This window comes from Minwuia thermotolerans (genome assembly GCF_002924445.1).
Lineage (GTDB): Bacteria > Pseudomonadota > Alphaproteobacteria > Minwuiales > Minwuiaceae > Minwuia > Minwuia thermotolerans.
Genome location: NZ_PIGG01000058.1, coordinates 1 through 13,962 on the forward strand (window position 1 = coordinate 1; position 13,962 = coordinate 13,962).

14 protein-coding genes and 1 pseudogene are annotated in these 13,962 nt (G+C 62.3%); 7 read left to right on the forward strand and 8 right to left on the reverse strand.

What is annotated here, in order from left to right:
- The first annotated feature begins 93 nt into the window (after positions 1-93).
- Positions 94-1,251 carry an IS110 family RNA-guided transposase gene (locus CWC60_RS16680; RefSeq protein ID WP_420891142.1) on the forward strand — a complete coding sequence of 386 codons (1,158 nt, stop codon included), beginning with the start codon at positions 94-96 and terminating at the stop codon, positions 1,249-1,251.
- 307 nt (positions 1,252-1,558) lie between these two features.
- On the opposite strand, the pseudogene CWC60_RS16685 reads toward CWC60_RS16680, so the two are convergent.
- The 3 genes and pseudogenes from CWC60_RS16685 to CWC60_RS16695 all read right to left on the reverse strand — a co-directional run.
- Positions 1,559-2,167 (reverse strand): annotated as a pseudogene (locus CWC60_RS16685) (IS6 family transposase); the annotation flags it as partial.
- Between the two features lie 160 nt (positions 2,168-2,327).
- Positions 2,328-3,134 carry an enoyl-CoA hydratase gene (locus CWC60_RS16690; protein ID WP_109795065.1) on the reverse strand — a complete coding sequence of 269 codons (807 nt, stop codon included), beginning with the start codon at positions 3,132-3,134 and terminating at the stop codon, positions 2,328-2,330.
- Between the two features lie 31 nt (positions 3,135-3,165).
- Positions 3,166-4,347: a CaiB/BaiF CoA transferase family protein gene (locus CWC60_RS16695; protein WP_109795066.1), complete on the reverse strand. Its 1,182-nt coding sequence runs from the start codon at positions 4,345-4,347 to the stop codon at positions 3,166-3,168.
- Positions 4,348-4,563: 216 nt separating this feature from the next.
- Between CWC60_RS16695 and CWC60_RS16700 the strand changes: the two genes are divergently transcribed.
- The gene (locus tag CWC60_RS16700; RefSeq protein WP_206419983.1) at positions 4,564-6,168 is read left to right on the forward strand and encodes an AMP-binding protein; all 1,605 of its coding nucleotides are present in this window, start codon (positions 4,564-4,566) and stop codon (positions 6,166-6,168) included.
- 42 nt (positions 6,169-6,210) lie between these two features.
- Here CWC60_RS16700 and CWC60_RS16705 read toward each other — a convergent pair whose 3' ends face one another.
- The 4 genes from CWC60_RS16705 to CWC60_RS16720 all read right to left on the reverse strand — a co-directional run bounded on the left by CWC60_RS16705 (position 6,211) and on the right by CWC60_RS16720 (position 9,975).
- Positions 6,211-6,996, reverse strand: coding sequence for a short-chain dehydrogenase/reductase (locus CWC60_RS16705; protein ID WP_109795068.1), 786 nt, complete (start codon positions 6,994-6,996; stop codon positions 6,211-6,213).
- 68 nt (positions 6,997-7,064) lie between these two features.
- A complete protein-coding gene (locus CWC60_RS16710) occupies positions 7,065-8,051 on the reverse strand; it encodes a TRAP transporter substrate-binding protein (protein WP_164516605.1) in 987 nt (328 codons plus the stop codon).
- A gap of 90 nt (positions 8,052-8,141) precedes the next feature.
- Entirely contained in the window at positions 8,142-9,458 is a 1,317-nt protein-coding gene (locus CWC60_RS16715; protein WP_109795070.1) for a TRAP transporter large permease, read from the reverse strand.
- Positions 9,459-9,483: 25 nt separating this feature from the next.
- Complete coding sequence (locus CWC60_RS16720) at positions 9,484-9,975, reverse strand: TRAP transporter small permease subunit (protein WP_109795071.1); 492 nt, start codon at positions 9,973-9,975, stop codon at positions 9,484-9,486.
- 423 nt (positions 9,976-10,398) lie between these two features.
- Between CWC60_RS16720 and CWC60_RS16725 the strand changes: the two genes are divergently transcribed.
- The 4 genes from CWC60_RS16725 to CWC60_RS16740 all read left to right on the forward strand — a co-directional run bounded on the left by CWC60_RS16725 (position 10,399) and on the right by CWC60_RS16740 (position 12,144).
- A complete protein-coding gene (locus CWC60_RS16725; RefSeq protein ID WP_164516606.1) occupies positions 10,399-11,136 on the forward strand; it encodes a GntR family transcriptional regulator in 738 nt (245 codons plus the stop codon).
- Positions 11,137-11,241: 105 nt separating this feature from the next.
- Positions 11,242-11,454, forward strand: a complete 213-nt coding sequence (locus tag CWC60_RS16730) for a hypothetical protein (RefSeq protein ID WP_206419984.1) — start codon at positions 11,242-11,244, stop codon at positions 11,452-11,454.
- Between the two features lie 40 nt (positions 11,455-11,494).
- Entirely contained in the window at positions 11,495-11,815 is a 321-nt protein-coding gene (locus CWC60_RS16735; protein WP_109795073.1) for an ImmA/IrrE family metallo-endopeptidase, read from the forward strand.
- On the forward strand, positions 11,812-12,144 hold the full coding sequence (locus tag CWC60_RS16740) for an ImmA/IrrE family metallo-endopeptidase (RefSeq protein ID WP_109795074.1): 333 nt from the start codon (positions 11,812-11,814) through the stop codon (positions 12,142-12,144). Before CWC60_RS16735 ends, CWC60_RS16740 begins: the two co-directional genes overlap by 4 nt.
- Positions 12,145-12,313: 169 nt before the next feature.
- Here CWC60_RS16740 and CWC60_RS16745 read toward each other — a convergent pair whose 3' ends face one another.
- Entirely contained in the window at positions 12,314-12,568 is a 255-nt protein-coding gene (locus tag CWC60_RS16745) for a hypothetical protein (RefSeq protein ID WP_109795075.1), read from the reverse strand.
- Positions 12,569-12,756: 188 nt separating this feature from the next.
- Here CWC60_RS16745 and CWC60_RS16750 point away from each other — a divergent pair.
- A protein-coding gene (locus tag CWC60_RS16750) for an IS3 family transposase (protein ID WP_109792214.1) occupies positions 12,757-13,928 on the forward strand; the annotation gives its coding sequence in 2 pieces (ribosomal slippage) (positions 12,757-13,021 and positions 13,021-13,928; 1,173 coding nt in all).
- The last annotated feature ends 34 nt before the right edge of the window (positions 13,929-13,962 follow it).

Here is a 13,962-nt window from a genome sequence, read left to right on the forward strand (position 1 = left end):
CGATCGAGGTTGAAGATCCCATGGGGTAGGTCGCGACCCACCCCTTCAGAGTGGTGTCGCAACATGACTCTGTAGGGGGCAACCATGTCATCGATCGAACACCTTTCCGAAGAGCGGGCTGCGGTCCGCACTGATCTGAGTGCAGTTTTCGTGTCGCTGGAACTCAGCCGATCAACCTGGCTGATCACGTCGTTGTCGCCCGGCGGCGGGGAGAAGATGTCCAGACACCAGGTACGGAGCGGGGATATCGCAGGCCTACTCGCGAGATTCTCCCAGCTGCAGGCGAAGAGCATGGCGCGTACCGGACAATCGTACCGCCTGATCGTGATCCATGAGGCTGGCCTGGACGGGTTCTGGATCCATCGCACTCTTCGGAACGCCGGCATCGAGAGCCATGTCGTGGACCCGGCTTCCATAGCCACTTCGCGCCGTCGGCGACGTGCCAAGACGGATGGGATCGACGGCGAGGCTCTCGTCAGAGCCTTGCTCGCCTACAAACGCGGCGAGCCGCGGGTCTGCGCCATAGTGAAGGCGCCCACGCCAGAGGCAGAGGACCGTCGGCAGATTAGCCGTGAGCGCCGGTCCCTGATCGCCGAACGGGTCGAGCACGTCAACCGCATCAAGGGGCTGCTCTTCGCGCAGGGCATCAGGGACTACGAGCCGGTTCGGCAGGACCGGCGTCAACGCCTGGAGGCACTTGGAACTGGCGATAGACGTCCGCTCCCGGCCTGCCTGAAGCAGCGTCTCAGCCGGGAACTAGACCGACTGGAGCTCATTCTGGAACAGATCAGGATGGTGGAGACGCAGCGTGATGCGCTTCTCGCAGCACAGGCCAAGGTATCGCAGTCACCGCCGGCGGTCCTCCAGGCGTTGAGGGGCATCGGTCCGGAATTCGCCATGGTCCTGTGGTCCGAAGGGCTCTTCCGGCACTTCGCCAACCGAAGGCAACTCGCCTCTTACGCCGGGCTGGCTCCAACGCCCTGGCAGAGCGGAACCATTGCCCGGGAGCAGGGCGTCTCGAAGGCCGGAAACGCGCGACTTCGTACAACAATGATCCAGCTCAGTTGGCTATGGCTGAGGCACCAGCCGAAGTCCGCCTTGACGTTGTGGTTTCACGAGCGAGCCAAGGCCGTCGGCGGCCGCAACAGACGCGTCATGATCGTGGCTCTGGCGCGCAAGCTGCTCGTCGCGCTGTGGAAGTTTGTGACTACGGGCGTTGTTCCAGAGGGCGCGATCATGAGCGCAACCTAGCAAGCCGCTTTACCCTCTGATCCTGTTCCGCAGGGCCTGATCAGCCTTGCCGGATCCAGGTGGACGGACCGAACAATCATTTGGCTGAAATAGCCGTGTTGAAGAGTGGCTCCGTCCTCCTGAGCCTCCACCGCAGAAAGCGGGATATTGGTGCAGCCGGCTCGACCGGCGACCGGATGTGAGTTTGATCGGTCCGGAAACGGGCCGAGTCATTGGAAAGGGCTCGGACCTGGATCCCAACAGCCTGGAAGGAGTGCTATGCACGAAGCAAACTGAACCGTGCCTTGACCAACCATTCCCCATGTGAGTGATTGTAGATGGCGGCATGGACGGAGACGGACTTCTGCAGCGTGGCGGGGCTCCGGAATCGCTGCATGGATCGCTCCCGTCGTCGGAACGGCTGATGGGAGTTCTCGGCTCGGTTGTTTTGCCATCGCGTGGTGTCCTGGCGGCTTTTGATGCCGAGTTCCGAGAGCGCCGCTCGGTAGGAACGAAGGCGGTCGGTCACGATAGTGCGTGGCGAGCCGAACTGCTTGGGTACTCGTTTTCAGGAAAGCCACCGCGGCCCTGCGATCCCGCGTCTTTGTGACATAGACTGCCAGCACCTCACCCTCGTGATCGACGGACCGCCAGAGGTAGCGCCACTCGCCGTCGATGCGGACGAAGACTTCATCAAGGTGTCATCGCCACTGGATGTGCTGGCGAGCCGTCCGCTGCTGTTGCTTCCGAAGCTCGGCGGCGAAGATCGGCCGAACCGGTTCCACCAGAACCGTACGGTCTCGTGACTGATGTCGATACCTCGTTCGTGCAGCAGGTCTTCGATCTGGCGCAGCGAAAACGGGAACCGGATGTAGAGCAGGACCGCGGTCCGGATGACCGCCGGAGAGCTGTTGAAATAACAGAAGGGGTTGCCCATCCGGCCAACCTATCGCACCCGCTCGGAATTTGCTCTGACAGCGCTGCTGGAAGTCTATGCCACAAAGACGCGCGATCGCAGGCCTGCTCTGGGCATCGTCCGGGACTTCGGCGCTGCCGCCGCCTGAAGCCCCGTTACACGCGCCCCAAACTGACTGCTGTCAGGCGCCTGTGAAACGAGGCGGCCGCTTTTCCATGAAGGCGCGCCTGCCCTCGACGAAATCCGAGCTCTGCATGCACGCAGCAATGGCTCTCTCGCAGGCGCCGAGGTTGCGGTTGGCCGAATCCTTGAGCAACTCATCAACGGCCATTTTGGCAGCGGCGATAGTGAGAGGCGCGTTCGATGCGATCTGCTTGGCGGTCGTCAGAACATCATCAGCGAGGTTTTCAAGGGGGACGACGCGGTTGACCAGACCCATATTGAGCGCCTCTGCGGCCTCGAAGCGCCGGGCGCTGAAAAAAATCTCCTTGGTCCAGGCTGGGCCCACAAGATTCAGCAAGCGTTCGACACCGGCGACCATATAGCCAATTCCAAGCTTCGCCGCAGGGATCGAATAGGTCGATCCTTCCGCGGCGATTCGGATATCGCAATTGACGGCAATAGCCAGTCCGCCGCCGAGACAATAACCGTGGATCATTGCGACCGTGGGTTTGGGGCAATCCGCCAGCGCCGTGTATGCACGCGTCCCGGCGTCGGAATAAGCATCGGACTGCTCGGGCGTCGACCTGCGCTTCTCGAACTCCGATATGTCAGCTCCCGAAACGAATGCCTTATCTCCCGCGCCCTTGAGGACGATGACTCGAACCTCGGGATCGGCCACATGTTTGTCGAGGACTTCGGACAACTGCTCCCACATCGCCATCGACATCGCGTTGTGGCGCCGCTGATTGTCGAAAACGATCCAGCCAATTCCGCCCTCGACAACACCGTCGACCCTGCCAACAGCAACCTCACTTGTCGTATTCATCCATCAGTCTCCCCTAGTGGTGCCTGTCGACCTAAATCACGCCGTTCCGCCGAAGATCGTCGATCTCGGCGGCGTCCAATCCGAATTGGCCAAGCACGTCTTCCTGATCCTCCCCGAGTTCAGGCGCGGCCTTGACCACGATGCTTGGTGTCCGGCTCATTGCCACGGCCTGCCGAACGATATTTATCTCTCCCAGCGTCGGGTGCACCACTGGCGCTGCCATCCCCAGATGTTCCACCTGCGGATCGGCAAAGACCTCGTCCATCTTGTAGATCGGGCCGCAGGGCACGCCGGCCTCTGTCAGATCCCGGATCCATTCGGCACTGGTCCGGGTCTTGAGCCTCTCGGCAATCGCCCGGTTGAGCGCGGTACGGTTCTTCGTGCGATCCTCGGCCGTCGCGTATTCCGGCTTGTCCAGCAATTCTGGCGCGCCGATGGTCTCGCAGAATCGCTGCCACATCCGCCCGCCGACCGCTGCGATCAGCATCATCTTGTCTGCCGTCTCGTAGGCGCCAGCCGGCGTCGCCGTCGGGTGGTCGTTGCCAGCCTGGCCCGGCACCTCACGCTCCATCAGCCAACGCGCGGCCTGAAAATCCATCATCGAGATCAGGGACTCCAGCAGCGATGTCTGAACCCATTGGCCTTCGCCCGAACGTTCCCGTTCCAGCAATGCCACGAGGACGCCCATCGCGCAGAACACGCCGGCACTGAGATCGGAAATCGCCGTGCCGGCCCTCACCGGTCCCTGGCCCGGCAGACCGGTCACCCACATCAGGCCCCCGGCGCCCTGGGTGATCGGATCCAGTCCCGGCCGGTTCCGATCAGGCCCATCCTGGCCGTAGCCGGAGATGCTGGCATAGATCAGGCGTGGATTGACGGATCGAAGGCTCTCATAGTCGATCCCGAGCCGGAATTTCACGTCCGGACGGTAGTTCTCCAACAGGACATCCGCCCGGGACACCAGGCGTTTGAACACCTCGAGGCCCTTGGGGTGCTTGAGGTTCAGCGTAATGCCACGCTTGTTCCGATGAAGGTTCTGGAAGTCCGAGCCATGGCGGGGAAATCCCATGGTGTCAGCGCCCGGCGCCTCGATCTTTATGACGTCGGCGCCCCAGTCGGCAAACTGGCGCGCCGCCGTAGGACCGGCGCGGGCCTGGGTAAGATCCAGCACCGTGAGGTTCTTCAAGGCCTCCGAAGCGGCTCGAAATTGCATCGCCAAAGCTCCGTGAAAACATCCGGATCTGCCATAGGGGACGCGCGGCGCGTCCAGCAGTCGGAATTATTGTATACGGATAGAGTCTTGATGTATACCATTTTGCAACCCATCGGGGCCGTTGGAAGAACCGGAGAATGCTCGGTCGCACCATGGCCAACGGGCCTCCTCCGGAGCCCCGCGGCGCGAAACATTGAATGTCCCTTGTGGGAGGTCATGGCGACGGTCGACCGGAGTCGAACCACTGTTGCGGCCGCAACCGTCGCTCGCGCCATTCGATATGTTGATGAAGAAGCACGAAAACAGATGATCGACAGCAATCTCGTAGGAAAATTCATCGCGACCAGTGAACGATCGCACGACGCGATTTTCCTTCGAACCCCGTCGGGGAAGCGCCTTTCCTATCGCGACCTGTGGAATGACGTAGCCGCGTATCGCGCCGCGCTGGACGCACACGGTGTGCAGTCCGGCGACCGGGTCATGGTCCAGGTGGAGAAGTCGCCCGAGGCGATCTCGCTCTACCTGGCCACCCTGTCGGCGGGTGCTGCCTTCGTGCCGCTCAATACCGGCTACACCGAAGCCGAGCTAAGGCATTTTCTGACTGATGCGGCTCCACGACTTTTCATTGCCGATCCCGCCCGACGCTCCGACCTGACCGCACTGGCCCGCGGATGCGGCGTCGACCGGGTCGAGACGCTCGGCATGGATGGCAGCGGCTCTCTCCCCGAGGCGGCTGCTACAGCGCCCGCATCGCTCTCCATAGAACCGTGCGGTCCGGACCATATTGCGGCCATCCTCTACACGTCCGGCACCACAGGGCGACCGAAAGGTGCGATGCTGACCCATCGCAATCTCGGCGCCAATGCAGAGGCTTTGTGCGTGGCCTGGGAAATCACCGGCCGCGATGTGCTGCTCCACGCACTGCCGATCTTCCATGCGCATGGTCTGTTCGTCGCCATCAACACGACGCTGCTTGCCGGGGCCGGGTTGATCTTTCTGCCGAAGTTCGAGGTAGACGTCGTGCTACAGGCGCTTCCCGAAGCGACGACGATGATGGGCGTGCCGACATTCTACACGAGGTTGCTCGACGATCCGCGTTTCGACGCCGCCGCCACGGCGCACATGCGCCTCTTTGTCAGCGGTTCCGCCCCGTTGTTGGAGAACACTTTCCACGCATTCAGGGAATGCACGGGCCGGGCGATCCTCGAGCGCTACGGCATGACCGAGACCGGTATGAACACCTCCAATCCGCTGCATGGCGAGCGCAAGGCGGGGTCCATTGGGCCCGCACTGCCCGGCGTAGAGGTGCGCGTCGCTGACGACGCCGGGCGCGCCCTCGGCACTGGCAAGGTCGGTGTCCTCGAGGTTCGCGGTCCGAATGTATTCCGAGGCTACTGGAACATGCCGGAGAGGACCGCGGAAGATTTTCGCCAGGACGGCTTCTTCATCACCGGCGATCTCGCCCGCATTGATCCGGAAGCCTATGTCTGGCTGGTCGGCCGCGCCAAGGACCTGATCATCACCGGCGGCTATAACGTCTATCCCAAGGAGGTGGAGGTGTGCCTGGACGCACTTCCCGGCATCCGGGAGAGTGCAGTGATCGGTGTACCGGACAGCGATTTCGGCGAAGCGGTTGTCGCGGTCGTCGTTGCCGACGATCCGGCCCAGCCGCCAGTTGCCGAAGCTCTCGTCAGCGAACTCAGGTCGTCGCTTGCCCGCTACAAGCTTCCGAAGCGGATCGTCTTCGTCGACAACCTGCCCCGCAACACGATGGGCAAGGTGCAGAAGAACCTTCTGCGCGACGCGATCGCAGGGAACTGACCCTCATCGCTTTCCGCGATCCGTCGGGGCCGGCGGAAGCCGTCAGAAGAAGGTCCGGTGGGTGAAACCGCCGTCAACCGTGACGACATCACCGCTTACATAGGCCGCCCGGGGCGAAAGCAGAAATGCGGCCATCTCGCCGATCTCACGGGAACGGGCCATGCGGCCGAACGGCAGGTTGAGGTCCGCGACGACCTCGTCACCGCGGTCCGCCGAACCGAAGCGTTCCAGACTGCGATGACGCAGCAGTTCCTGCACCCGGTCCGTGTCGGTCAGGCCGGGATTGATACCGAGAACCCGTATGCCGAAATCCGGCGAACGACTGCCAAGGGCGCGCGTGAATGCGATCAGGCCAGCCGTGCCCGTGCTGCCGGCGATGTACCTGGCGTTCAGGCGGACCCCCGCCATTCCGAGGATGTTCAGGATCACGCCGCTCCGGCGCTGCTTCATCAAAGTATAGTATTGTCGGGACAGGTTGATGATGCCGTAGACCTTGAGGTCCCATGCTTTGCGCCAGGTTTCGTCGTCCACGTCTTCCAGCTCGCCCTGAGGGATCGCGCCGGCATTGTTGACGACGAAGTCCACGGGGCCTGTCTCCCGAACCAGCCGATCCTGGTCGGCCCGCTGGCCGAGATCCCCTCTATGGGTCGTCACACTGATGCCGAAGCAGTTGTTCAGTTCGTCGGCCAGGTTCCTCAGCGGCTCTTCCGAGCGTGCCGCCAGTGCAAGGTTGCACCGCTCCTCGGCCAACGACTTGGCGATCGCGCGACCGATGCCGCGGCTGGCGCCGGTAACGACCGCGCGCCGGCCTTCAAGTTCAAGATGCATAGGAGTTTCTCAGTTGAATGGACGCAAAAAAGGCGGCCGGTTGCTTCCGGCCGCCTTCCTGCTTCACGCTACTTCTTCGAATACTCGGCCATAATTTCCAGCAGCTCCTTCGCCGCCGCGCCGTTATCTTCGATGAACAATGCCTGCAGGGGCTCCATTCGGGCCTCCCATCGCGCCTGTTCTTCGGGCGATATGACGATATTTTCCTTGGCCTTGTTGCGAACCTGAGTGAGAAGCTTCTCCTGCTCGGCATCGAAGTGTTCCTTCGACCATGCCTGTGTGCCGTCGATCGCCTCGTTGATCTGGGCCTGGACCTCGCTGCTCAGGCTGTCCCATTTGCGCTTGTTCATGATGATCCAGTACGGAATGCGCAGGAACGACACTTCCAGGTGATAGGGAGCCACCTCGTCGAGGCGGAAGCGCACATAGGACGAATGCGTGGTCCCGATGCCATCGACCGTGCCTGTCTGCAGCGCAAGGAACTGCTCTGCCGCGCTGAGCGAAGCGACCGAAGCGCCGATGAGCTGCATGGCCCGGTCGGCATAGCCGCCGCCGACACGAACCATCTTGCCCTCCATGTCCTCCAGGTTCCGAACCGGCGTCCGGAAGTACATGTGTGCGTCACCCGTGCTGTTGACGGTGCCAAGGTTCATGACATTGGCGTCAGCCATCCGTTCAGCGAAGATCTTCTTCACCCTTGGATCTGCATTGAACGCGTAGAGCGCCTCATCGTCGAACCCGGCCGGCGGGAACGGCAAGGCGAAGATGTTCACCAGCGGAACTTGCCCGGCAAAGTAGACATTGCTCGTATGGTACATGTCGATGACGCCCTGCGCGACCGACTGAAAGCCCTCTCGGCCCTTCACCAGAGACTCGTTTGGGAACACCTGGACCGTGACTTCACCGTTCGTCTTCTCCTTGACGAGATCGGCGAACTTCTGGGCCGTCTTGCCGCGGAAATCCTCCACGGAATAGTAATGGCCGAGCTTCAGGACGGTTTCGGCTTTCACCGCCGCCGTCGCACCGAGGGCGATCACGCCCGCTGCGACCGTCATCTGTAATAGTCGTTTCATTGGGTCTCCTCCCCTGGGTCATGTTGCACCCTGAAAATGGGTGGTTCTCAGGCGCGGCCGCTTGGCCCGCGCCTAATAGAGCATGCGCAGCATTTCCGGATACGCGCACAGGATGGCGATGACTGCGAGGTAGAGCAGCAGGAACGGCGCACTGCCCCGCACGATCGTCGACACGCTGACGTGCGGGACGACGTTCTTGACGACATAGATGCAGAGCCCGACCGGCGGGGTGACGACGGCAAGACACAGGTTCACCATCATGACGATGCCGAACCAGACCGGATCGAAACCGAGGGCCAGGACGGTCGGGAAGATCACGGGCACACTGACCAGAATGACCGACCCGACATCGAGGAACATTCCCAGAAGCAGGAAGGCCAGCATGATCGCCAGGAACACCCACCAGCGCGACATTTCCATGTCAAGCACCCACTGGCTGACCGACTGCGGCACCTGGAGCATGCTCAGTACGTAGCCGAAGAGCATGGCGCCGATCACGATGAACATCAGCATCACCGTGGTTTTGGTGGCATTCCGGATCGCGCTCCACGCGTTGGCCCAGGTGAGACGGCGATAGAAGGCGGCGAGGACGAACGCGCCGACGGCGCCGACACCGGCGGCCTCGGTGGGCGTCGCAATCCCGGCATAGATGCTGCCGATCACGAGAACGACCAGCAGGATCACAGGCAGCATCTGGCGAAGCGCCAGGATGCGCTCACGCCAGCTCGCCCGCGGAATCTCGTCCTGGAGAGCCGCGACCTCCGGTTCGCGCCGCATCCGCATCCAGCTGCTCGACACGATCCAGAGGCTGAACAGGATCGTGATCAGCAAACCGGGAACGATCCCCGCGATGAAGAGATCCGCAATCGCGGTTTCGGTCACGACACCGTAGATGATGAGGGGGAGGCTCGGCGGGATGACCATGCCGAGGGCGCTGGAGGACGCGACGGTTCCCGTTGCCAGCTTTTCGTTATAGACCCCTCTGCGACGGAGCATTTCCGGAATGGCCACGCCGCCGACGACGGCTGCGACGCCGACGCCGGTGCCGCTGACCGCACCGAATATGGCGCAGGCGACGACCGTCGTGACTGCAAGCCCGCCGGGAAGGCGGCCGAACCATTTCTGGATCGCGTCGAAAAGGTCCTTACCGATCCCCGTAAAGACGATGACTTCGCTCATCAGGATGAAGAGCGGGGCGGCTGTGAGTACGAAGACGTTCGTCGCGGACCAGGCGATGTTCGGCATCGCCATCAGCACGCTCAGATCGGCGAACAGCAGGAGACCGATCAGACTTGCCCCCACGAGCGAGAAGGCGATCGGTACGCTCAGGAAGATGAGCAGGAGCAGTATTGCGAGAATCGCAGCGCCCGCCAGAAGTGGTTCAGTCATTTGCGTGCCCCCTCCGACAAGGCTTTCAACTCCGCGCCATGCGAAAGACGTCGCGCACAGCTGCCGCTAGAGCTTGTAGGAGCAGCAGTGCTGATCCGATGGGCAAGGCAGCCTGGGGGATATAAAGAGGCGTCTCGAGTAGAGACGTCGAAAGCCAGCCGAACCGGTAGGCCTGCGCAACCATGTCGTACCCCTGAACCACCATCACCGCAGCGAACAGCGAGATGAACAGATGGGCAAACAGGTCCAGGCCGGCGGCAACGCGTGGACTGACCATGGCGTTCAGGAGATCGAGACGGACGTGCCCGTTCTCGAACACGAGATAGCCAGCCCCGAGAAAGGTCATGACCACCAGCAGATAACCACTGACTTCGACGACCCAGTCCGTGGGCGCGCGCAGGAAATACCTGCAGAAGACCTCGTAGAACACGATCACGGTTAGTGTGACGAGGCAGAACATGGCGATCCAGAACCCGACCCGGTTCAGCCATGTGACAAGGCGTTCGACGCTCTCCATGGGACCGAACCCTTATCGATGGTTCATCTGTATCGGTGCGGGCGTCATCTGCCTGCCTCTGTGGCCCCGCAGTTTCTGAGAATGATCCATGGCTCCCTCCCCGGAGTGGTCACGTTATCTGGCTGTTTCTGGTCCGTCGCTCGCCTGATCGTTGTCCTTGCCGACATCGCGCCACACGAAGCCGCAATGTCATAGAATACCATATCCGAAATATTGTATACCAAATATGATGCCATATGCCAGATGTTTCCGTTGCGTCATTCGAGTGCCGGGTTCAAGTGCGGTTCTCCGGGGATTTCAGGACAAACGAAACCCATCACGATCAGGCGCATGGCGGGTTGCGAAAACAGATCGGGTTTGGCATGCGGTTCATCTGCGGCTCGTGTGCAACGGCTGCCGTCGAAGTCGGAAGGAAAAGAGCTAATGGACCAGCACGGCGGACGCCGGACGCCTGCCAGGAGCAAGAGCGCGCACGTTCGAAAGGCTGTCGGCAACGCCGAAGACAGGCGGAGCGCGCTGATAAGGGCGATTGAGCGAGAGATCATCTCCGGCCGGCTTCAGCCAGGCGAACGGCTCGACGAACGAACGCTTGCCGAGAAGTTCGGCGTGTCACGCACGCCCATCCGCGAGGCGTTTGCACGCCTGACTTCAGCGGGGCTGCTCGAGAGCCAACGCCACCGGGGAACCTTTGTGGCAAATATGGACCTAGCACTGTTGCTGGAAGCTTCAGAAACGTTACAGGAAGTGGAATCGGTCTGTGCTCGTCTGGCGGCAAGACGGATGACCCCGACACAGCGAAAGGAACTGGCTCGTATCGTACAAGAGGCTTTAGACGTCGAAGCCGGTCTCGACGTCGAGGCATATGCCGATCACAATCTAAGCTTTCATGGAAAGATATTCGAAGGTGCCCAGAACCGGTTCCTGGCTGACATAGCGTTGAATACGAGAATGCGCGCGGCGCCCTTTCGGACCTTTGCAATAAACCAGGGCGGCCAGACCGCCCGCTCGATCCTTGAGCACAAACGGATCGCGGATGCGATATGCGAAAATCGCCCTGAAGACGCCGCCGAACTGATGCGCCACCACGACGATATCCACCGACCAGAATATGCAGACGCGCTGATGCACTTTGCGCGGCAGGCCCGCGGTCCTGCCGACTAGCCCGGACTTCGCCTCAATCGGTGTCAAGAACAACGTGGCGCAGGCCGCCGGCGTCTCGAACGCCCACATCTGGCAACTTGAACGGGCGAGGCCACGAACCCGTCGATGGCCCTGGTCCGCCGTCTCGCCGATCATTTTCGGGTGACGGTCGCCTTCCTCGCCGGCGAGGATATCAAAGCTTCGGACAATGACCCCGAGCTCGCGCGCATGTTCCGCCAGGCCTCCGAGCTCGACCCGCCGGACCGCGACGTGATCGACGACATGACCCAGTCGTTCCTCAAGCGCCGGAAGGCAAAGGCCGGTGACGCCGGGGCCTGAAGACACGTCACTTTCCCGTGGGCTGTCCGGGCTCTGCAGGATGGAGCTCGACGATGCCGGCCTGGACCCTGAGCGGATCGCGGCCGCGATCCATGACCAGTTGGGCGAGACGATCGGGCCCGTTCCGGTCCGAGACATCGCCCGCCGGCTCGACATCACCAAGATCCGCGAGGCGCCCCTGAACAAGGTAGAGGGCATTCTCGTCACCACGCCGGAACGCCCGGAAGGCGTGATCGCGGTCAATGGCAACTCGCCATCACGCCGCCAGCGTTGCACGCTGGCCCATGAGCCAGGCCACCTCCTGATGGCGCACCAGCGGATGGTGCGCCAGGACGGCTCCGGTGTTCCCGCTCCGACATGAGCGCCCGGATCAAGCCGGAACCCATCGAATCCGCCGATCATCATCTTCGACAGGATGTCGAAGCCAACCAGTTCGCAATCAAGCTGCTGGCGCCGGTGAGGCGTCTCAGGCGGTACCTCCACCGCACCCCGGACCTGGCGCGCGTGCTCGAGATCGCCGACGCCTTCGAGATCAGCCGCGAGGCCGCGGCCCGACGCTATGTCGAGCAACACCGCGAGAGCCTCGCGGTTCTCTTCGGCCAACACGACCGGATCATCTACCTGCGGAAAGCCCCAGGGGTTCTCGTGGATCATCCGGGGCCGTGGCGATCCAGTTCCTGGTCTGCCTGACGGACTTGCCGAGATCACGGCGAGGTCGAAGCCAACCCGGCCGACTGGCTCGAAAGGACGCCCGGCTGTGATCTCGGCCTCCAGGTCCTGCGCCAGCAGGACGACCGTTGCATCGTCCTGCTCCATGCCGAGATGGCCGGCGACGCGGACGCCGCCGCTGTGCGCTTGATCAGGCGAAACCCAGTGCCTTCCGCTGCTCCGCCCAGTCAAGCGGCAGGCCGGCCATCCGCTTCAGCCAATGCGCCGTGAGCTCGGAGGGCTGACGGCCATCGAGGATGGCCTCGGCGATGTCCGGCGCGAGATACGCCGGCTGCAGCACACGCCCGATCTTGCTGCGGTCGATGTACCCCCAACCGATGATACGCCGCTCGACACCGTCCAGGCCGCACTCAATCCCGGGCGGGCTGGACTGGTGCGCGCCCAAGTGCAGAAGATGTCAGCCGAATCGACATCACTTACTTGGGTCCCGCGGACCTATCCGGCGAATAACACGCTCTAGTTCATTGAAATTTCTGTTCCAGTTACTATTGGATCGACGTTATATATCTCGGATATTGAGCCTCCCCCATTGAATTGGTCCATCCTGATGTTTTGGAACAAGGAGGATCAAAGATGGCAAGGAAGCGTCACAAGCCTGAGGAGATCGTGGGCAAGCTCCGCCAGGCGGACGTCCTGCACAGCCAGGGCATGTCGATGGCGGATGCGATCCGGCAGCTGGGTATCAGCGAAGTCACCTTCTACCGATGGCGCAGGGAATATGGCGGCATGAGCGGCGATCAGCTGCGGCGTCTGAAGGAGCTCGAGAAGGAGAACGAGCGGCTGCGCCGGGCGGTCTCCGACCTGACCCTGGACAAGCAGATTCTGAGTGAAGCTGCGAAGGGAAACTTCTGAGCCCCTCGCGTCGCCGACGTTGCATCGATCATGTCCGCCGGCGTCTCCGGATATCGGAGCGCCGGGCCTGCCGGGTTCTCGGCCAGCACCGCTCCACGCAGCGCCATCTCCCGCGTGGACGTGATGACGAGGCCCGGCTGGTGGCGGACATGATCGAGCTGGCCCGTCAGTATGGCCGATACGGCTATCGCCGGATCGCGGCCTTGCTTCGGGAGGCCGGCTGGCAGATCAACGACAAGCGGGTCGAGCGCCTCTGGCGGCGCGAGGGGTTGAAGGTACCGGCCCGGCAGCCGAAGAGGCGGCGGCTGTGGCTGGGCGACGGATCCTGCATGCGGCTGCGGGCAGAACGGCCCAACCATGTCTGGTCCTATGACTTCGTCCACCACCGGACACATGATGGCCGGACCTTCCGGACCTTGAACGTGCTGGACGAGTTCACGCGCGAGAGCCTGGCGATCCGGGTTCGCCGGAAGCTCTCGTCGGTCGATGTGATCGACGTCCTGACGGACCTGTTCATTCTCCGCGGTCCACCGGCCTTCGTTCGCTCCGACAATGGCCCCGAGTTCGTCGCCGAGGCCGTGCGGCGCTGGATATCAGCGGTGGGCGCCAGAACGGCGTTCATCGAGCCGGGGTCACCCTGGGAGAACGGCTTTATCGAGAGCTTCAATGCCCGGTTCCGGGACGAGCTGCTCGACGGGGAAATCTTCTACACGCTGAAGGAGGCGCAGGTGGTCATCGAACAATGGCGCCGTCACTACAACACGATCCGACCGCACAGCCGTCTCGGCTACCGACCACCGGCGCCGGAGGTCATCATTCCGCCAGGCTGGCCGTCAGGCTCCGCTCCGCTTCACCAGCCGGCCGGCTTGGCGGCAAAGCCGCCCATGCACTAACATTCCACCCGGACCAATCGCTGGGGGCTGGTCA